The 21,131-nt window shown below is 31.3% G+C and carries 20 protein-coding genes; 11 read left to right on the forward strand and 9 right to left on the reverse strand.

The annotated features are described in order from the left end of the window. Positions 1–107: 107 nt before the first annotated feature. The 7 genes from FP421_RS09065 (at position 108) to FP421_RS09095 (ending at position 8,771) form a co-directional block, all read left to right on the forward strand. Positions 108–1,490 (forward strand): CmpA/NrtA family ABC transporter substrate-binding protein, encoded by a 1,383-nt coding sequence (locus FP421_RS09065; protein ID WP_159949759.1) that lies wholly within the window; start codon positions 108–110, stop codon positions 1,488–1,490. Positions 1,491–1,616: 126 nt separating this feature from the next. Then, positions 1,617–2,723, forward strand: coding sequence for an ABC transporter permease (locus FP421_RS09070; RefSeq protein ID WP_159949761.1), 1,107 nt, complete (start codon positions 1,617–1,619; stop codon positions 2,721–2,723). A 111-nt stretch (positions 2,724–2,834) separates the two neighbouring features. Beyond that, a complete protein-coding gene (locus tag FP421_RS09075) occupies positions 2,835–3,683 on the forward strand; it encodes an ABC transporter ATP-binding protein (protein WP_159949954.1) in 849 nt (282 codons plus the stop codon). Between the two features lie 15 nt (positions 3,684–3,698). Then, a complete protein-coding gene (locus FP421_RS09080) occupies positions 3,699–4,517 on the forward strand; it encodes an ABC transporter ATP-binding protein (protein WP_159949764.1) in 819 nt (272 codons plus the stop codon). A 129-nt stretch (positions 4,518–4,646) separates the two neighbouring features. After that, entirely contained in the window at positions 4,647–5,840 is a 1,194-nt protein-coding gene (locus tag FP421_RS09085) for a porin family protein (RefSeq protein ID WP_159949766.1), read from the forward strand. Positions 5,841–6,140: 300 nt separating this feature from the next. After that, positions 6,141–6,602, forward strand: a complete 462-nt coding sequence (locus FP421_RS09090; RefSeq protein ID WP_159949768.1) for a (2Fe-2S)-binding protein — start codon at positions 6,141–6,143, stop codon at positions 6,600–6,602. An 18-nt stretch (positions 6,603–6,620) separates the two neighbouring features. Then, entirely contained in the window at positions 6,621–8,771 is a 2,151-nt protein-coding gene (locus tag FP421_RS09095; RefSeq protein ID WP_159949770.1) for a xanthine dehydrogenase family protein molybdopterin-binding subunit, read from the forward strand. 14 nt (positions 8,772–8,785) lie between these two features. Here the strand turns inward: FP421_RS09095 and FP421_RS09100 are convergent, their stop codons facing one another. Next, positions 8,786–9,688 (reverse strand): histone deacetylase family protein, encoded by a 903-nt coding sequence (locus tag FP421_RS09100; protein ID WP_159949772.1) that lies wholly within the window; start codon positions 9,686–9,688, stop codon positions 8,786–8,788. After that, the gene (gene metG, locus FP421_RS09105) at positions 9,688–11,757 is read right to left on the reverse strand and encodes a methionine--tRNA ligase (RefSeq protein ID WP_159949774.1); all 2,070 of its coding nucleotides are present in this window, start codon (positions 11,755–11,757) and stop codon (positions 9,688–9,690) included. The genes FP421_RS09100 and metG overlap by 1 nt, the downstream gene beginning before the upstream one ends. Before the next feature lie 171 nt (positions 11,758–11,928). Between metG and FP421_RS09110 the strand changes: the two genes are divergently transcribed. Then, entirely contained in the window at positions 11,929–12,885 is a 957-nt protein-coding gene (locus FP421_RS09110) for a S66 peptidase family protein (protein ID WP_159949956.1), read from the forward strand. 1 nt (position 12,886) lies between these two features. Here the strand turns inward: FP421_RS09110 and FP421_RS09115 are convergent, their stop codons facing one another. Then, entirely contained in the window at positions 12,887–13,783 is an 897-nt protein-coding gene (locus FP421_RS09115) for a DUF1207 domain-containing protein (protein WP_159949776.1), read from the reverse strand. Between the two features lie 48 nt (positions 13,784–13,831). On the opposite strand from FP421_RS09115, the gene FP421_RS09120 reads away from it, so the two are divergent. After that, positions 13,832–14,191, forward strand: coding sequence for a YraN family protein (locus FP421_RS09120; RefSeq protein ID WP_159949778.1), 360 nt, complete (start codon positions 13,832–13,834; stop codon positions 14,189–14,191). Here FP421_RS09120 and FP421_RS09125 read toward each other — a convergent pair. After that, positions 14,188–15,552 carry a TlpA family protein disulfide reductase gene (locus FP421_RS09125; RefSeq protein WP_159949780.1) on the reverse strand — a complete coding sequence of 455 codons (1,365 nt, stop codon included), beginning with the start codon at positions 15,550–15,552 and terminating at the stop codon, positions 14,188–14,190. The genes FP421_RS09120 and FP421_RS09125 overlap by 4 nt on opposite strands. A 47-nt stretch (positions 15,553–15,599) precedes the next feature. Next, entirely contained in the window at positions 15,600–15,956 is a 357-nt protein-coding gene (locus FP421_RS09130; RefSeq protein WP_159949958.1) for a hypothetical protein, read from the reverse strand. 80 nt (positions 15,957–16,036) lie between these two features. Here FP421_RS09130 and FP421_RS09135 point away from each other — a divergent pair, with 80 nt between their 5' ends. Both FP421_RS09135 and FP421_RS09140 read left to right on the forward strand, forming a co-directional pair. After that, positions 16,037–16,552 (forward strand): CvpA family protein, encoded by a 516-nt coding sequence (locus FP421_RS09135; protein WP_159949960.1) that lies wholly within the window; start codon positions 16,037–16,039, stop codon positions 16,550–16,552. Between the two features lie 46 nt (positions 16,553–16,598). Continuing rightward, positions 16,599–16,976: a hypothetical protein gene (locus FP421_RS09140; RefSeq protein WP_159949782.1), complete on the forward strand. Its 378-nt coding sequence runs from the start codon at positions 16,599–16,601 to the stop codon at positions 16,974–16,976. Positions 16,977–17,030: 54 nt separating this feature from the next. On the opposite strand, the gene can is transcribed toward FP421_RS09140, so the two are convergent. From can to FP421_RS09160, 4 genes are all read right to left on the reverse strand, one after another. Continuing rightward, positions 17,031–17,672 carry a carbonate dehydratase gene (gene can, locus FP421_RS09145; RefSeq protein WP_201288822.1) on the reverse strand — a complete coding sequence of 214 codons (642 nt, stop codon included), beginning with the start codon at positions 17,670–17,672 and terminating at the stop codon, positions 17,031–17,033. 11 nt (positions 17,673–17,683) lie between these two features. Next, entirely contained in the window at positions 17,684–19,546 is a 1,863-nt protein-coding gene (locus tag FP421_RS09150; RefSeq protein ID WP_159949784.1) for a SulP family inorganic anion transporter, read from the reverse strand. Positions 19,547–19,746: 200 nt separating this feature from the next. Further along, entirely contained in the window at positions 19,747–20,211 is a 465-nt protein-coding gene (locus tag FP421_RS09155) for a universal stress protein (RefSeq protein WP_159949786.1), read from the reverse strand. Positions 20,212–20,369: 158 nt separating this feature from the next. Continuing rightward, positions 20,370–21,131: an SH3 domain-containing protein gene (locus FP421_RS09160; RefSeq protein WP_159949788.1), complete on the reverse strand. Its 762-nt coding sequence runs from the start codon at positions 21,129–21,131 to the stop codon at positions 20,370–20,372.

Below are 21,131 nucleotides of genomic sequence, written 5' to 3' on the forward strand. Positions count from 1 at the left end.
TTAAAAAGAGGTTTCAATATGGTTTATTCCATATAATAGAATATATACTACTTATATATTTGTCAAAAAATAAGTATTAATACGTAGAATACTAAAACTTACAAGAAATGAAATCTCTATTTAAAAAATCAACTTACATTTTACCAGTAGCACTATTGTTATTTGCGTGTGGAGGTAAAACAGCAAAAAAAGAAACTACAACAGAAGTAGTAACAACATCAAAAACAAAACAATTAGATATTGAGAAACCTCAGTTAACATTTGGGTTTATCAAATTAACAGATATGGCTCCTTTAGCCATTGCAAAAGAAAAAGGATTTTTTGAAGATGAAGGGTTGTTTGTTTCTGTAGAAGCGCAATCGAATTGGAAAAATGTTTTAGACAGAGTTATTGATGGGCAATTAGATGGATCGCACATGTTAGCAGGTCAGCCAATTGCAGCAGGTGCAGGATTTGGACGTCAAGCAAAATTAGTAACTCCATTTTCTATGGATTTAAACGGAAATGGAATTACAGTTTCTAATGATGTTTGGTCTAAAATGAAACCAAATGTACCATCAGATAAAGATGGTAAACCTATTCATCCTATCAAAGCAGATGCATTAAAACCCGTAATTACAGAGTATAAAAATTCTGGTAAAGCATTTAAAATGGGAATGGTTTTTCCTGTATCTACACATAACTATGAAATTAGATATTGGTTAGCAGCAGCAGGAATTCATCCAGGTATGTACACAAAAGAAAATGTACAAGGTCAAATTGATGCAGAGGTTTTATTATCTGTAACACCACCACCACAAATGCCAGCAACCCTAGAAGCAGGTACCATTTTTGGGTATTGTGTAGGTGAGCCTTGGAATCAGCAAGCAGTATTTAAAGGAATTGGCGTTCCTGTAGTAACAAATTATGATATCTGGAAAAATAACCCAGAAAAAGTATTTGTTATGACAGAGAAATTTGTAAAAGAAAATCCGAATACAGCAATTGCAGTTACTAAAGCTTTAATTAGAGCTGGTAAATGGTTAGATAAACCAGAAAACAGAAAAGAAGCTGTAAAAATCTTATCAATGTCTCAATATGTTGGAGCGCCAGAAGCAGTTTTAGCAAATTCAATGACAGGTACTTTCGAGTTTGAAAAAGGTGATAAAAGAGATATGGAAGACTTTAATGTATTCTATAAATACAATGCAACCTACCCTTTTTATTCTGATGGAATCTGGTTCTTAACCCAAATGAGAAGATGGGGGCAAATTCCTGATGCAAAACCAGCAGATTGGTATGCATCAACCATAAAAGATATTTACAGACCAGATATCTGGAAAAAGGCTGCTACATTATTAGTTGAAGAAGGAAACATACCTGCATCAGATATTCCAGCAACAGATGGTTACAAACCAGCAACAGCAGATTTTATAGACGGTACAACCTATGATGCTAAAGATCCAATAGGATATATCAACAGTTTTAAAATAGGAAATAAAGACAAATAATAACCTCTCGATACAATTCCGATGAAAAATCGGAATTACTCGATATGACAATCGGTAATTTCAGTTCAAGTGATTTTGAAGAATGAAAAATTTTATCGAGAATATTAAAATTAAGAATACAGAATTATGAAAGCAAGTTTAACATTAGGAAAAGTATCTGATTTTTTAGGATTGGGAATTTTTACAACTTTAAAAGATTTATTTACTGGAAAACTAGAAAAAGAAGATTTTAAAAACTTTTTACGTAAATTTATTGTGCCACTTGCTTCCATATTTTTATTTTTAGGAATGTGGCATTTAGGAGCAAAGTCACTATACAACATTGAGGCGGAATTCAAAATTGAAAAAGCACTACAAGATCAAGGTCAAGTTGCTGCAGATGCATTAAAAGCATGCATTGCTTCTGGCGATTCAAGTTGTCAACCTAATACATTACCATCACCTGCTCAAGTTTGGGAATCTTTTCAATCTTTACTTAGAGATCATAACATTATTAGCGCAGACAAAGCTGCATTTATCGAAAAAACAGCAGCCTTGAACGAAAAAAGAATTGCTGCAGGAAAAGATCCAATTGTATATACTGGAAGGCCATCTTTTGTTGATCAAATTTTTAGAAGCTTACAAACAGTTTTTGCAGGTTTCTTTCTAGCACTTTTAATTGCAGTTCCTTTGGGTGTTTTTATCGGATTAAGTCCAACTTTAAAAAGTGCATTCAATTGGTTTATTCAAATTTTTAAACCAGTTTCTCCAGTAGTTTGGTACTTATTGGTTTTTATGATTGTAAAAACAGTATTAATAGGTTCTACAGAAGATAGTTCATTCACCATCTCATTTATTAGTGTTGGTTTGTGTTCTATGTGGGCAACTTTAGTAAACACTGCAATGGGAGTTTCTACGGTAGATAAAGATTTTATCAATGTTGCAAAAGTTTTAAAGTTAGGTACTTTTCAAAAAATATTCAAAGTAGTATTACCATCTTCTTTACCATTAATTTTTACAGGATTAAAAATCACATTATCAGTTGCTTGGATGGTTTTAATTGCTATTGAACTTTTGGCACAAAGCCCTGGTTTAGGATTATTTGTGTGGGAAGAATTCCAAAATGGAGCTAATGATTCTAACGCAAAAATAATTGTAGCAATGTTTGCCATTGGAATTATTGGATTTTTATTAGACAGAATAATGTTATCCATTCAAAATTGGATTTCTTTTGATAAACAAGACGCTATTTAACATGTGTAATTGTTTAACTGTTTAATCGTGTAAGCGAAAATGCAGCATACAACAATCTACAGCAATTACACAAATAAACAATTACACGCTTCAACAATTAAACATCAAAAAATGGCATATTTAGAGCTTAAAAATATATACAAAACCTATGGTCAAGGTGATAGTGAGACAGAAGTCTTGTCTAACATCAACTTAAAAATAGAAGAAGGAGAATTTGTTGCCATTGTTGGTTTTACAGGAAGTGGAAAAACAACTTTGGTAAACTTAATAAATGGTTTGTTAGAGCCAACAAGTGGCGAGGTTTTATTTAAAGGAGAACCTGTAAAAGGCACAAGTCATGAAAGAGGTGTAATCTTCCAAAATTATTCACTATTGCCTTGGTTAACAGTAGAGCAAAACGTTGTAATGGCGGTAAAAGCGGCTTTTCCTAAACGCGATAAATCAGTCTGGAAACGTAAAGCTGCACATTATATAGATATGGTAAGTTTAACGCCAGCCATTAACAAATTACCAAAAGAATTATCAGGAGGAATGCGTCAAAGAGTAGCTGTAGCAAGAGCTTTAGCCATGAAACCAGATATGATTATTATGGACGAACCTCTTGGAGCTTTAGATGCTCTAACACGTGGAAATTTGCAAGATCAAATCTTAAACATTTGGGGAAAAGACAAACGTACAGCCTTGTTAATTACCAATGATGTTGATGAAGGTATTTATATGGCAGACAGAATTATTCCTTTAAGACCAGGGCCAAATGCAACTTTAGGTCCAGAATTTAAGATAGATATTGATCGTCCTAGAGATAAAACAGAAATGAATGATAATGCCAATTTTAAAGAAACCAGAAATGCAATTATTGAGTATTTGATGGATATTGGTAATGAACGTAAATCAGAAGAAACAACAGAATATATGTTGCCAGAATTAACTCCAAAAGATTTTGTTAATCAATTTAGATAGAAAAAGATGAGCATAATGACAGAAAAATCAATTACAAAAGAAATTATAGCAAAGAAATTTCCTTCTAATGAAGTAATGTTAGATCTAAAAGACTTAAAAAAAGTATACCCTACACCAAAAGGAGATTATGTAGTTTTAGAAAACTTAAATCTTCAAATAAAAAAAGAAGAATTTGTGACCATTATTGGACATTCTGGATGTGGAAAAACCACAATGTTATCTATGATTGCAGGCCTAAATCCTATTTCTGGAGGAAACATTGCTGTTCTTGGAAAACATATTAAAGGACCAGGACCAGATAGAGGAGTTATTTTTCAATCACCAAGTCTTATGCCTTGGATGACATCTTTACAAAATGTGATGTTAGGTGTAAATCAAGTTTTTCCTCATGCAAGTAAAGCACAAAGAACAGATGTTGCAAAATATTATTTACAAAAAGTTGGTTTAGAAGATGCGTTTTATAAAAGAGCTTCAGATTTATCACAAGGAATGCAACAAAGAGTGGGTATTGCAAGAGCATTTGCCATTAAACCTAAAGTATTGTTGCTAGACGAACCTTTTGGAATGTTAGATTCGTTAACAAGAGGAGAATTGCAAGATATCTTAATCGAAATTTGGAACAAAGAAAAAATTACTGCAGTTATGATTACTCATGATGTTGATGAGGCCATCTTTTTAGCAGACAGAGTAGTTATGATGACAAGCGGACCAAAAGCCAAAATTGGAGACATTTTAGATATCGATTTTAAAAGACCAAGAACAAGAAAATCGGTTTTAGAGCACGATGATTATTACAAGTATCGTAAACATTTAATTGACTTTTTAGAGCACTAAGCAAACTTTAAAAAAACAAACATAAATTTTAAAATAGAAATTGGTTTTTGAAGCAAAAAACTTCACTGCCTTAGGTGTTAACAACCAAAAAATTAATCAATAAACAACACAAATTAAAAATTAGAAACAATGAGAAAACAAGGTATAATTTTAGGGCTACTGTTAGCGTGTTTTCAATTCGCGTCAGCACAATTTACATTAGAGGGAGAGTTTAGACCACGAACAGAATTATTTGGAAATGGACAATCTAAAACAGCATTAGCAGGTTCTACACCTTGGCTACAAACAAGTGTTAGAGCTGCAATAAATGCAAGTTATAAAACAGAAACATATACAGTTTATCTAGGTTTTCAAGAAGTATTTCTTTTTGGAGACAGGCCGCAAATATCTCCATCTGGTAATGGAAATTTTAGAGTACAAGAAGCTTGGGCAAACATTAAATTAGCAGAAACTTGGAGTTTAAAATTAGGGCGTCAACCACTTTCTTATGATGATCAAAGAATTTTAGGAGGTTTAGCTTGGGCACAACAAGCAAGAACGCATGATGTTGGTGTTTTAAAACACAAATCTAAAGGTGGTTTTGGTTTAGATGTAGGTTATTCTTTAAACACTTTTGGAGATAACATTTATGATACAGCAGCTTTATTTTCTTACAGAGAATTATTCTTTGCTCATGCTAATAAAAAATTAGGTAAATTAAATTTAAGTGCATTATACTTAAACACAGTTTATCAAAATGGAACAGACCTTAAATCTAGATTGTATACATTAGGTGTACATGCAAAATACAACATAGGAGCTTTTGGTTTAGCAAGTAATATATTTTTCCAAAATGGAGACAGAGTTGGAGGTGTAGCAGTAAAAGGTGCTAATTTACTGAGTTTAGACGCTACATTTAAAGCGACCGAAAAAACAACGTTATTAGCAGGTTTAGAATCCATTTCTGGAAAAACAGCTACATCAGCAGCTTTTTTTCCACTATATGGGACTAATCATAAATTTAATGGTTTAATGGATCGTTTCTATGTTGGAAATCATGGGAATGCTGGTGGTTTAATTGATTTAAATATTGGAGCAAAATTTAAATTACCAAAAGGATATTCTTTAACAGCTAAATTCCACAACTTTAAAGAGCAATCTTTAACGAAAGAAAGTTTAGGTAACGAGCTAGATTTAGTTGTCGCAAAAGGTTTTAAAGGATTTAAATTGGTAGCGGGTTATTCACAATTCTTTGAACCTAGTTCAGTTACAGGAGCAGATAGTACTCAAAATTGGGCTTGGGCAATGTTAATTATTAAGCCTAAGTTCTTATCAGGAAAGTAAAATGAAGCCTTTAGATAGATATTGATTTTATAGTCGTTTTAGTGTTAATAGATTATATGTTTCAATATATGAATCCCTCGAAAGAGGGATTTTTTTGTTTTTAAAGCTTTATTTGTGTTAGTTTTAAAGGTTTAATATAAGATGATTTATTTGTAAAATGATAGCTTTAGAATCATTTAAAGACATTTGTTTCATGATAGTTTATGTTAAATGATTCTTAAATAAAGTACTAAGAAAAGAACTTAATTCATTGAATTACATTTTTTTGTAACTTACAATTTCAATTTAAAGACAATTAAAATGCCTAACTACACACTTCACATTAACGGAAAAGAAAAATCTGTTTCTGCAGATGCAGATACACCATTGTTATGGATTTTAAGAGATGAACTCAATTTAGTAGGCACCAAATTTGGTTGTGGAATTGCACAATGTGGAGCTTGTACTGTGCATATAGATGGAGTTGCAACTAGAAGTTGTCAACTACAAGTTTCTATTTTAGATGGTGTGAAAATCACCACAATAGAAGGTTTGTCTGATGATGGAAAACATCCAGTACAAGAAGCTTGGGCAGCAATAGATGTTCCACAATGTGGATATTGTCAAGCAGGACAAATAATGACAGCATCAGCTTTTTTAGCAGAAAATAAAAACCCTTCAGAAGAAGAAATTAGAGCAGCAATGCATGGTAATATTTGCAGATGTGCATCGTATAATAGAATAGAAAAAGCGGTAAAAGTTGCTGCTGAAAAAATGGCTTAATCACTAAAATTTAAGAAAATGAAATCAAAAATCAATACAAATTTTAGCAGAAGAAATTTTTTAAAGACATCAGTTTTAGCAGGTGGAGGAATGTTAATTGGCTTCAATTTACTTACAGCTTGTAAAAAAGATGCAGTAATGCCTGTAGATATTAAAAACTTAAATTTTAACGATTTTAATGCCTACATTAAAATATCTGATGAAGGTTATGTTACAATATATTCTACAAATCCAGAAATTGGACAAGGCGTAAAAACGTCTATGCCAATGATTATCGCAGAAGAATTAGATGTAGATTGGAGCAAAGTAAATGTAGAACAGGCTGCTTTAGATACTAAGAATTTTAAAAGGCAAGTAGCTGGTGGAAGTCAATCTATTCGTGCCAGTTGGGATATACTCCGTCAAACAGGTGCCACAGCTAAACAAATGTTAGTCAATGCTGCCGCTGCAAAATGGAAAGTAGATGCATCAACTTTAAAAGCATCAAAAGGAATTATCACTAATGCAAAAGGTGATAAAATTGGTTACGGAGAAGTTGTAAAAGAAGCCGCTTTATTAGAGGTGCCAGAAAATATAACTTTAAAAGACATCAAAGATTTTACAATTGTAGGAAATGATGCTAAGAATGTAGATCTCAATAAAATTATTACTGGAAAACCTTTATTTGGCCTTGATTATAAAGCAGGTAATGTACTTATTGCTTCTGTTTTAAGACCACCAGCATTTGGTCAGAAATTAGTGTCTTTTGATGATACTAATGCCAAAGCTGTACATGGAGTTTCTGATGTCATCAAATTTGGAAATAAAATTGCAGTGTTGGCTTCATCAACTTGGGCAGCCATGAAAGGTAAAAAAGCTTTAACTGCTCAATGGAAGGACAAAAAATTAGAATCAACAGAAAATCACGATAAAATTTTAACCAAGATCTTAGATGGTAAAAAGTTGAATGTTCGTAGAGAAGATGGGAATGTAAAACAAGCTTTTGCTAATGCAGATAAAGTGATTGAAAGAACATATCATTCACCATTTTTACCTCATAATTGTCTGGAGCCAATGAATTTTTATGCAGATGTAACAGCAGATAAAGTGCATTTGGTAGGCCCTATTCAAACTCCACAATGGACCGTAAACAGAGTTGCTAAATTGCTCAAGAGAAAAACAGAAGATATTCATTGCGAGATGACAAGAATGGGAGGTGGTTTTGGTAGACGTTTATATGGAGATTTTGCTTTAGAAGCTGCAGAAATTTCAAGTTTAGCAAATAAACCTGTTAAAGTAGTCTATTCTAGAGAAGATGATATGACAGCGGGTAGATATAAACCTTCTGTAAAATATAGAATTGCGGCCTCTTTAAAAGATGGAAAAGTTACAGGATATCATTTAAAGGAAGCTGCTATTAATGGAAACATGTATGGTTTAATTCCTAATTTTTTTCCTGCAGGATGTATTCCTAATCTAAAAATTGAAACAGGTAATTATAAGAGTAATATTACAACTGGAGCATGGAGAGCACCTTATACCAACTTCTTAGCTTATGCAGAGCAAAGTTTTTTTGATGAGTTAGCAGTAGAACTAAATGTTGATGCTATTCAATTGCGCTTAGATTTATTGCAGAATGTAAAAAATACTACTGATAAAAGAATTGAATACTCTGGTCAACGAATGGAAGACACCATTAGATTAGTAAAAGAAAAAGGAAATTGGGGGAAAACTCCAGAAGGAGTTTACCAAGGTTTTGCAGCATATTACAGTCATAATACACACGTTGCAGAAATTGCAGAAATTGTTTTAAAAGATGGTTTTCCAGTAATTAAAAAAGTAACTGCTGCTGTAGATTGTGGTGTAGTTGTTAATCCTACTGGAGCTATGAATCAAGTTCAAGGTGGAGTTTTAGACGGAATAGGACATGCCATGTACGCTGATTTTTCTTTTAAAAACGGAAAACCAGATGCTAATAATTTTGATCGATATAGGTTGATTAGAATGCAAGAAACTCCAAAAGTAGAGGTACATTTTGTACAAAACAACTTATCACCAACAGGTTTAGGAGAACCAGGTTTACCACCTGCAGGAGGTGCTGTTGCCAATGCAATTCATGCTGCTTTAGGAAAACGTTTATACAAGCAGCCTTTTATAAAAGATTTACAAAAGAGTTCTGTTTTAGGCTAATTTTCAAAAAAAAATTAAAAGTAAATTTCTTGCGCCAATCTAAAGGTATTGGCGTGAGCTTCTACAATAATCTTAATATCTTTAGAATAACCTCCACCCATAGAACACATTACAGGGATTTTTAAATCGAAACAAGTTTGTAGAACAAAACGATCTCGTTCTTTACAGCCTTCCATTGTTAATGCTAGTTTACCCAATTTATCAGTTTCAATAACATCAACTCCACACAAATAATAGATAAAATCTGGTTTTTCTTGGGTGATGAGTTTAGGTAAGGTTTCTTTCAAAATCGATAAATACTCATCATCTTTTGTATCATTTTCTAAAGCGATGTCTAAATCAGATTCTTCTTTAACAAAAGGATAATTGCTTTTACCGTGCATAGAAAATGTAAAAACAGCATCGTCTTGTTGAAAGATTTCAGCGGTTCCATTTCCTTGATGAACGTCTAAGTCCACAATTAAAATTTTATTTGCTAAACCTTTTTGCTGTAAATATTTTGCACCAATGGCTTGGTCATTTAACATGCAAAACGCTTCTCCACGATTAGAAAACGCATGATGTGTGCCACCTGCAATGTTCATTGCAATTCCGTTTTGTAAAGCAAATCTTGAGGCTTTCATAGTACCATCTGCAATAATCATTTCACGCTCTATGAGTATTTCCGATAACGGAAAACCTATTTTTCTTGATGCTTTTTGATGTAAAGTAATATTTAATAAATCAAAAAAATACTCAGGTTCATGAACCGTAAAAAAGTGTTTGTTATTGGGTATCTCTGGCTCGAAAAAGTTTTCTGGATTGCAAGTTCCTTCATACAACAATTGTTGAGGTAACAAATCATATTTTTCCATCGGAAAACGATGACCTTCTGGTAAAGGATGTTTGTATATAGGATGATATGCTATTTTAAGCATTAACTTACTTGCTGTCCGTTTTTAACTTCTTTTTCAGGTGCTACAAAAGCCAATTTTCCTTCAGGTGTATCTGTCATTAAAATCATTCCTTGGCTTTCTACACCTCTAATTTTTCTTGGTGCTAAATTTACCAAAACAGAAACTTGTTGGCCAATAATTTCTTCTGGAGAAAAACTTTCTGCAATTCCTGATACTATGGTTCTTGTATCAATACCCACATCAACTTTTAATTTTAAAAGTTTCTTAGTTTTGGCTACTTTTTCCGCTTCTAAAATAGTACCAATTCTGATATCTAATTTGGTAAAGTCATCAAATTCTATGGTTTCTTTTTGAGGTTCTACCACTTTATTTTCTTGCTCGTTAGCTAATTTAGTCGCTTCTAATTTTGCCAATTGTGCTTCAATAGTTTTATCCTCAATTTTAGAGAATAACAATTCTGCTTTTTTAATTTGATGATTTGCTGGTAATAAAATATCTTTTTTCGTTACGTCTTTCCAAGTAAGATCTCTCGACTGCGCTCGAGATGACAAATCTAGGATTGATTTTAACTTTGTTGATGTAAAAGGTAAAAAGGGTTCAGAAACCACAGCTAAAGCTGTTGCTATTTGTAAAGCAACGTACATAATGGTTTTTACTCGTTCTTCATCAATTTTTATGACTTTCCAAGGTTCTTCATCTGCTAAATATTTGTTTCCTAGTCTAGCTAAATTCATCAATTCTTGAGAAGCTTCTCTAAACCTATATCTTTCTATGGATTTACCAATGATATTTGGAAATTCTTTTACAGCCGCCAAAACATCTTCATCAACTTCAGAAAAATTCCCTGCAAGTGGCACTTGCCCTTGATAATATTTGTTGGTCAATACCACAACTCTGTTGATAAAATTACCAAAAATAGCTACCAATTCGCTGTTGTTTTTGGCCTGAAAATCTTTCCAAGTAAAATCGTTGTCTTTACTTTCTGGAGCGTTTGCAGTTAAGGTATAACGTAACACATCTTGCTGATTTGGAAATTCTTCTAAATACTCATGCAACCAAACTGCCCAATTTTTAGAAGTTGATAATTTGTTGCCTTCTAAATTTAAAAATTCGTTTGCAGGAACATTATCAGGTAAAATATAATCTCCATGTGCTTTTAACATTGATGGAAAAATAATACAGTGAAACACAATATTGTCTTTACCAATAAAATGAACCAATTTGGTATCGTCTTTTTTCCAATAATCTTCCCAGTTTTTTCCTTCTCTTGCAGCCCACTCTTTGGTTGATGAAATATAGCCAATAGGCGCATCAAACCAAACATATAATACTTTTCCTTCTGCACCTTCTACAGGAACAGGAATTCCCCAATCTAAATCACGAGTTACAGCTCTTGGTCTTAAACCATCTTCTACCCAAGATTTTACTTGTCCGTAAACATTAGGTTTCCAGTCTTTTTTATGCCCCTCTAAAACCCATTCACGTAAAAAATCTTCGTGTTTGTCTAAAGGTAAAAACCAGTGTTTGGTTTCTTTTACAGTAGGTACGTTACCTGTAATTGCAGATTTTGGGTTGATTAAATCAGTGGCGTTATGAGATGTTCCACAATTTTCACATTGGTCTCCATAACTTTCTTCAAATCCACATTTAGGACAAGTTCCCACTACAAAACGGTCAGCTAAAAACTGATTAGCTTCTTCATCATACAACTGTGCGGTAACTTCTTCTACAAATTCTCCTTTATCATATAAATCCACAAAAAACTCAGAAGCAGTTTTATGATGAATTTCTGAAGAAGTTCTCGAATAATTATCAAAAGAAATACCAAAATCAGCAAAAGACTGTTTGATAATTCCGTGATATTTATCAATGATATCTTGAGGAGAAACACCTTCTTTTTTAGCTCTCATTGGTATGGCAACTCCATGTTCATCAGAACCACAGATGTAAGCTACATCTTTGCCAATACCGCGTAAATAACGCGCGTAAATATCTGCAGGAACATACACACCTGCTAAATGACCAATATGAATTGGACCATTGGTATAAGGTAACGCTGCTGTAATTGTATATCTTTTTGGAGCACTCATAAAGTTTCTCTTAAATTTTGGACTGATTTTTGAAGTGCAAAAGTACGAAAAAGCAATTTTTTAAAACCACAGAAAATAGATACATTTACGTTCGTAGCTATTTGTTTGATTAGATAATTAGAAAACAACACAATTTTGAGGAACAAAGTACTTTTTATTTTAGCATTATTGATGAGTTTCATATCAATAAAAGCACAAGAAAAACTCATAACTCCAGCGTATTTACAAAAAGGAGATACCATTACTATTCTAGCACCAGCAGGAATTTTAAAATCTTCAAGACAGGCAGTGATTTTAGAAGCTAAACAATTGGCAGAAAGCTGGGGCTTGCATGTGGTTTTTGGTAAAAATATATTTAATCAAGGCAATCATTTTGCAGGAACTGATGCAGAAAGAGCTTCAGATTTTCAAAAAGCGTTAGACAACCCGTCTATAAAAGCAATTTGGGCAGCAAGAGGAGGTTATGGTTCAGTACGAATTTTAGATAAATTAGACTATACTCAGTTTCTAAATCACCCAAAATGGATTATTGGATATTCTGATATTACTGCGTTTCACAATCACATTCATAATTTAGGCGTGGAAAGCATTCATGGAATGATGGCAACTAGTTTAGAAGAAAAACCAGAGGAAATTATTGAGACCATTTCATCATTTAAAAAAGTGCTTTTTGGTGATAAAATAGCGTATACAATTCCTGCTTCAGAATACAATAGAACAAATACTTCAACAACAATAGAAGGACAGCTTATTGGTGGAAATTTAGCCATTTTAACTTCAATGTTGGGTTCTAAAAGTCAGTTGAATACTGAGGATAAAATTCTATTTATAGAAGAAATTGGTGAGTATAAATATGCTATAGACAGAATGTTGCAAAGCTTAAAAAGAGCCCATTATTTTACTGATGTAAATGCGGTTATTGTAGGCGATATGAGTTCAGTCAAAAAAAACACGACCAAATGGGGGAGTTCTATTGAGCAATTGATTTTAGATGTGATTCCAAATGATATTCCTGTAATTTTTGACTTTCCAGCAGGTCATGAAGCAGATAACAGGGCTTTGATTTTTGGGAGAAGTATTCAGTTATCAATTGGTAATAATGAATCCTCAATAGTTTTTAAAGATTAATTTACAACTCTAAATTATAGTAAAAAGCTACAGATAACCAACTTGTTTTTACATCTCTTTCTAATCTGCTATAAGGTAAATGACCATTGTAATATTCTAATCGTAAACTATTATTATTTTTAAATGCATATCCAATTCCGCCATTAAAATCTGCATTAAAGTTATTGTTTTCTAAAAACCGGAAATCATATCCTATAAAAATTCTTCGCCAAAATTTACTTTCTGATTCGAAATTTTTAAAAACAGCACCAGTTTGGAATGCTAGTTTTTTTCTGTCACTATCTGTTCTAACTATGTAAGAAATACCTCCATACAAACCCATTTTTTCTTTATTGTAAGCATACAAAACTTCTATAGTTTCATAATTACTTGGGTCGTTTGCCCAATAATCTGGATGTGTAATTGTGGTATACGCATTCTTTAATAAAAAATCATCACCCAAATGCGATGATCTATGGTACAAATTGATGCGTAAAAAGTTGTTTTTGTTTAGCACAAAATCGTTGTGCAGGTAAATAAAATAATCAGTATTAAACAGTGAATGTGTGATACCATTAAATCTTGATGAACTTTCTTCGCGAAATACAAATTGATTGTCGATATGACCACTTACCGCCAATTGATAGTTGTTTTTTGCATATAGTTTTTTAAACACATTTGCTTTTAAATTTACCAAAACTTTATACGAATTGAATTGGAAGCCGCCAGCAGTTTTAGCAGTAATTGGACTTACCTTAAAAGCACTACTATTATTTGTAGGGCTAAATACTAAAAAGGGAAAACTTCTTTTTTTCTGAGACAAAAAAGGCTCAAAAGCATTTGAGTTTGATTGCCCTAAACTGTGATAAAAACAAAAAATAATGAGTAAAAAAGAGAGTTGAATTTTAGTTGATTTCATTCAAAATAATTTGATTTAAAAGTAATCAATAATTCGTAAATTCACACAATGGCACAACACAATGAATTAGGAAAAAAAGGAGAACAAATAGCCATCGATTTTTTATTAAAAAAAGGCTACAAAATTCTCGAAAAAAATTACCGTTATTTAAAAGCAGAAGTAGATATTATTGCTCAAAAAAATGATACCCTTGCAGCAATTGAAGTAAAGACAAGAAGTAGTGATTATTTTGGGAATCCAGAAGAGTTTGTCAATCCAAAGAAAATAAAATTACTACTTTCTGCAATAGATAATTATGTTGTAGAAAGAGATTTAGATGTAGAGGTTCGTTTTGATATTATTGCGATAATTCATCAAAAAAAAGAAACCAAAATTGAGCATTTAAAAGATGCTTTTTTACACTTTTAAAGTTTCTCTACAAAAGCTTTCACATCTTTAAACGCATCTGGTTTTGCAATAATTTTTTTATTAGCATCTAATACAAAATAACTTGGTGTAGATAAAATATTATAGGTTCTTGCTGTTTTGTTTTCCCATTTATTTAAACCTAAAACATGATGCCAATTGGATAAATCTTGTTTGAGTTTTTTCCAAGAAAAATCATTGGTTTCTAAAGAAAAGGCAATTACTTTTATTTTGCTATTTCCTTTTAGATAGTTGTGTAACTGAGGTATTTCTCTTAAACAATGCGAACAGCCTGTACTCCAAAAAACCAAAATGTAATTTTGGGCATCGTTTAGGGTAGATAATTTTAAAGTTTTTCCATTTTCTTTCCAAGAAAAATCTGGTGCAACTCTACCTATTTCAGCAGCTAATAGTGCTAATTTCTCTTCTTTAAACTTTTTGTTTTGAACCTTTTCAGGAAGATTGTTGTAATGTTTTTCGAATAAATAATCAATTAATTCTAAATTTTTTGAATCCTCAAATTGTCCAATCAAAAACTCGATAACATCTTTTTTAAAATTGATGTTTTTTACCTTATTTAAAACAGTTTTTACAGATTGCTTTAAGAGTTTTTGTTGCATATCTGCGTCATCAGAATAATTGATATAAAACACATAATCTGTAATTCTATCTATTAAAAAAGAAGAATTCATTAGCGTTTTATTGTTAAAATCCATTCTATCAAAAAAAGTAGTAATCATATTAGACATGTACTTTTGTGGTGTGTCAATTAGCTCTGGAGAACTAGTTCTAAAAGAAGCTTTTACAAAAGGTTGTACATACATTCCGTTAGCACCTTCTAAGTATTTTTTTTGAATTGAATTTACTTTGTTGTAAGCTGTTTTATACTTAGTTTTTACATTTAAATTAGGGTTTCTTAGTGCAGTAACCTGAAGAGAATCTAATGTTTGTTGTGCTTTAGCAATAGCGATTAAATAATTACGATAAAAGATGTTTTCTTTAGATTCTGAAAATATTATAGATTGATTTGGATAATCTGGATGAAAGCCAAAACTCACATTTTCTTTGTTAAAAATAAAATCTACAAAGCCTGCACCTTCTAATTTATAGGTAACTCTGTAGGCGCCAACAGGAGTGTCTTTTGGTAATGTAAAGTTAAAACGACCAATAGCTTGTTTTGTTCCTTGACTAGAAACAGAATCGATTTTTATTTTTGAGTTTTGTACAAACTTTTGTCTTGCACCCTCAATTTTATATAAGATAACCCAATCACTTTTTATAGCAGGAGTCATTGTTCCATGCACAGTATATTGTGAGAATGAAACAGCAGATATTAAAATAATTAGTAAAGTTAATTTTTTCATTTTTTAGAATTTAATCTTTAAATAGAATTCAAGAAGTGTACCAATTTTCATTTCAAATAAGAGCGTTCTTCAAAATAATGAAGAATAGATTCTTTCATTAGAACTGTTTGTTCACCAGGTTTTAAATTAGGTAATTCTGTAAGGCTTTTGTAATGTGGCCATCCATCATCATCAAAAAAATCAAACTCATAATAACCATAAGGCTCTAGCAATTTGCATATTGCAATGTGCATTAAGTTTACTTTTTCATCTTTTTTAAAAGTTCTATGCCCTTGACCTAATTCTTGAACGCCCACTAAATAGATAATTCCATCCATATTTAATTGATCTCCATCCGCAAATTGATGGGTTAATTTTTCAACTAACAATTCCCATTTTTCTTTTAATGATTTAGTTTCTAGCATACTCATTGTTTAAAGGGTAAATATACAACCCACATTTTTAAATTTTGAAAAAAAGATGTAGGTTTGGAGAAATAATAGAAATGAATATTTTTGATATCATTATTGCTGCTTTATTGCTTTTTGGTTTTGTTAGAGGCCTAATGAAGGGCTTATTTGTTGAGGTTGCTTCTTTAGTTGCTTTGGTTGGCGGTGTTTATGGCGCTATTCATTTTTCTTATTTTGTTTCAAATTTTCTAAAAGAATTTGTATCTTGGAACGAAGAATATATGGCTTTAGTTGCTTTTGCTGCTACTTTTGTTATAATTATTCTTATTATTGCATTACTGGGTAAGGCGCTAACTAAATTAGCAGATTTTGCTTCTTTAGGAATTATTAATAAAATTTTAGGAGGTGTTTTTGGAGCTCTTAAAATAGGTTTAATATTAAGCGTTGTATTTATTTTTTTTGGAAAAATGAATGATACAATTCCTTTTATAGAAAAAGAAACTTTAAAAGAATCTATTCTATATTCTCCAGTAAAACAAATTGCCCCCACCATTTTTCCTTCGATAATAAAGGAAGTAAAAGAAGTAAAAACCCCCTCAGAAATTATATAATTTACAGCAGTTTATTGTAAATTGCTAGTTTAAACAATTGAGAAAAATGAGAAAAAGTTACAAATTTTTAGTTGTATTGAGTCTTTTGACCTTGATGTCTTTTACTGCTGACAAGTGTTTTATTTTAAAGAATAATACTTTTAAATATAAAAATGCTAAGAAAGATGTTATTGTTGTTTTTCAAGAAAATACACACACAGAGTATCATAATAATAAAGAGCACTTTATAAAATCTGAAATAGAGTGGGTGACTAATTGTGAATATTACTTAACGATAAAAGAATCTAACCTGCCTAATTTTCCATTTAAAATGGGAACAAAAATGCATATTCTTGTGAATAAAGTAAAAGGAAAAAGGGTGTATTACACGTCTACTTTAGGAGGAAGGTCATGGGAAGGAAAAATGACAAAGATTAAGAAATAACATTATAAGCTAACTAAAAAAACCAAGCTATCTGCTTGGTTTTTTTGTTTATGCTTAATCTAAGTCTAGTGTAAAAATATCGTTTAAATGTGCAGCGCTATCCATAGATACTCTAAGGTCTTTTATAATTCCATCGTTTAAGCCATAAACCCATCCATGAATTTCTAATCCTGTATCATCTTTCCAAGCTTGTTGTACTATTGATGTTTTTGCTAAATCATAAACTTGAGCTTTAACATTTAATTCTACCAAACGATCAAATCGTTCTTGATCATCCTCAATTTTTTTAAGTTCGGTATAATTATCTTTATATACTTCTTTAATATTTCTAATCCATTTATTAATTAATCCTAAAGATTTATTTTGCATTGCAGCTTGTACTCCTCCACAACCGTAATGACCACAAACAATAATGTGATTTACTTTTAAGCTATTTACAGCATAATCTAAAACACTTAACATATTCATGTCTGTATGTACCACCATATTTGCTATATTTCTATGCACAAAAATTTCACCTGGAAGCGTACCAGTAATTTGATTTGCTGGTACTCTACTATCTGCACAACCAATCCATAAAACCGGTGGTTTTTGACCTTTAGATAATTCTTTAAAATATTGAGGGTTATTATCTAATTTCTCCTGAACCCAATCTTTATTATTCTGTAATAATTGATGATAATATGTGTTTTTCATGATTGTATATTTTAGTATTTGTCTTCAACATTTTCTTTAATCCATTCAACGCAATCGTCAAAATCATTAAAAATATGTTCTCTAGGAATAAAATCTGGAATAATATCAATTCTTTCCATCATATATTTAGGTTGTTCTTGTAAACCTACAAATAAAACTTCTACATCTTTATTTTTTAAGTCTAAGAGCATATCTTCCATGGCATATAAACCAGATTGATCCATATAGTGCATTCTTATCAATCGCATAATAATTATTGATGCAGTGTCAGGAATTTGCATTGCTAATTGCTGAAAATCACTTGTAGAACCAAAAAATAAAGGTCCTTTAATATGTTTTATAAATACCTCTTCTTGTAATTCTTTTGGAAAACTTTTTTCATCTGGCCATGATTTTTCATCAATAGCTTTAACCAAACTTCTTTTACCTGTAATGTCTCCTATTTTTTTCATAAACATTAGAGAGGCAATTACTAAACCAATACCTACAGCATAAATTAAATCCCAAAACGTAGATAAAAATAAAACAACAAGCATTATTAATACTTCTGAGCTTACTTTTATAAAACCAAGTTTAATATCTTTTGGTAGATGCGGAATTGCTTTTAAGCCTTTATAATCCATAACTCCAATACCAACAGTAATTAAGATACCTGCTAAAACAGCTGCTGGTATTTTAGATGCAACTGGTCCTAACAATAACATAATAAGTAACAACATTACACCAGCTATCATACCAGATAGTTTGGTTTTACCACCCGCATTAATATTTACCACAGTTCTTATTGTTGCACCAGCTCCAGGAATTCCACCAAAAATGGCAGCAATACTATTTCCTATTCCTTGACCAACTAATTCTTTATTTGGTTTGTGCTTCGTTTTAGTCATATTATCTGCAACCACACTTGTTAGTAAAGAGTCAATGGCTCCTAAAAGTGATAATGTAAGTGCGGTAAAAATATAAGGTGTTATGGTTCCGAAATTAAATTGAGTAATAATTTCCCATTTAGGAATAGGTATTCCTCCAGGAATTTCCTGAATTGTTCTGTAATCGAGACCAAAACCAACTGCGACTCCAGACATTACAATTAGTGCAACCAAGGTACTTGGTATCGCTGTAGTTATTCGTTTAAAACCATAAATAATAAAAATAGTACCTACTGCTAAAATAAGTTCTAACCAATTGATGTTTTTGATAGCTCTTGAAAATACACGAATAGCACCAATAGTTCCTGAAGCATTTTTAGCTGCCAATGTTTGGGCTTCTCTATTTATATCTGCAGCAGTAATTTTTTCGGCTCTATTAATAGTTTCTCTAAAATCTTCTAAAACTAAAATACCTTCACCTGCCTCTTCTTTAAGTATGTTTTCTAAAATGACTTCTTCTGCTTGTGCTTTAAATTTTGATACAAATTCTACATCTTCTTTTGGATAATAACCTAATGATGGTAACACTTGAGTTAAGAGAATAATAACACCAATTGCAGTCATAAAACCAGAAACTACTGGATATGGGATGTATCTAATGTATTTACCTAGACCTAAAAAACCCAATCCAATTTGAAATAAACCTGCCAATAAAAAAACGCTTAAAATAGCAGGAAGCGCTTTAGATACATCACCATCATTTGCAGCAACAATTCCCGCAATAATTACCATACTAACTGCAGTCATTGGGGCAGTTGGTCCTGAAATTTGTGTATTAGTTCCTCCAAAAAGTGCTGCGAAAAAACTGATAAAAATAGCACCATACAAACCAGCAGTTGGTCCTAAACCAGAAGAAACACCAAAGGCTAAAGCAAGAGGTAGGGCAACAATACCTGCAGTTATTCCCCCAAAAGCATCTCCTTTGAGGTTAGAAAAAAAGTTTTTCATTGTTGTTGTAAATTGATTGGTTTAAAGAAACCAAGTTAACAAATCTAATTTAAATAAAAATATTTTTTTATTCTTAAAAAATTATGAGATCGTGCAAAGCAAAACCGCCAATATTTAGAGATTGAGTCTCGTAAACATTGACGGTTTAAAAATATAAATAAGATATTATTAAGCTGTTTTTTCTTTTTGAATTTTGTCATTCAATAGTTCATAGATTTCTGGGATTGTAGTTTTGTTAGAAATACAAACTTTATTGGTGTATTTTTTTTAACATATTCTGTAAGATTATCACTATTAAAATTAAAAAAACGTTTTTGTCTTTTGCCTAAAATGATAAGATCTGGGTTAGAATCTTTGATGTAAATATTGATTTCATTTCTTACATTACCGAATAAAATGGTGTTTTTAACTGCAAAAAAATCATTTTTAGTAATACTTCTTATTATTTTTTTTGCTTTCTGTTCTGTTTTTATAAATTCGTTGTTAAGATTTCTTACTGCAGAGAGTGGGTTATCTTCTGTAACAATATTACTTGGTTTTTTTACACACAATAGCTCAAGTGCACCATTAAATTCTTTAGCAATAGTAATAGCATACTGTATTACTTCTTTAGAAGTTTCATTTAAATCTGAAAGAATTAGAATTTTACGTTTATTTCTATTCATGATACTTGAAGTTTATTGTTCTAATAATTTGAATCACGTAAAATTAGTTGAAAATAGTTATTTATTTTTATTTATATATTAAATAACAACTATAAGTATTTCTTATTAATTGTAGTAGTTAATTAAAACAATAAAAAAAGAGATTAAGTAAAAATTTTCTAAAATGAGTCTATTAATTTTATCTCTGAAGCAATGATCCAACCTAGCTTACCATCTGCTAATTTTATTTTTTTCCAATTATCAACAGCATCTAACACAATTACTTTTGTGCCTTCGTGTAAAGTAAAAACTTCTTCTGAGTTTAGTGTTGGAGCGTTCCTAACCTCAGTTTTTTCTGCAAATACAATAGCTTCTTTGTTATTTTTAGAAAAACTATACTGATTGTAAGTTATAAAAATAGAAATAGCTAAAAGGATAAAACTCGCCATACTTGTTACAAAAAACAATCTTTTTCTTGAAGAAGAATAGGCAAAATAATAAAGAAGAAATAGTAATCCTCCCAAAAAGGAAAATACGATAACCACAACTGCCCATTGATTATAAGATAGTTTTTGTAAGTATTTTTTATTAAATTTTTGCAAAACGGTTTGTGGTAATTCTTCAATATTGTCTAAAGCCAAACGTTTGGCAAAAACCAAATTGTTTTTAACATCTTGGTTTAACGGATCCAGTTTTAGGGCTTTCTCATAATAATAAATAGAAGGTCCAACTTTGTTGAGTTTGTAGTATGAATTCCCTAAATTGTAATACAATTCTGATGAGACAACTTCTTGAGATTCTATTTGTTTGTATTGTTTAATTGCTTCTTCGAACTTTTCATTCTTATACAAATTATTGGCAGCAACAAATAAGCTATCTACACTTTGTGAAAAAAGTGAGTTTGCGATTGTCATCAACAGTAAAAAAAGTAGTTTTCTCAT

The sequence above is a fragment of the Polaribacter septentrionalilitoris genome (assembly GCF_009832745.1).
Lineage (GTDB): Bacteria > Bacteroidota > Bacteroidia > Flavobacteriales > Flavobacteriaceae > Polaribacter > Polaribacter septentrionalilitoris.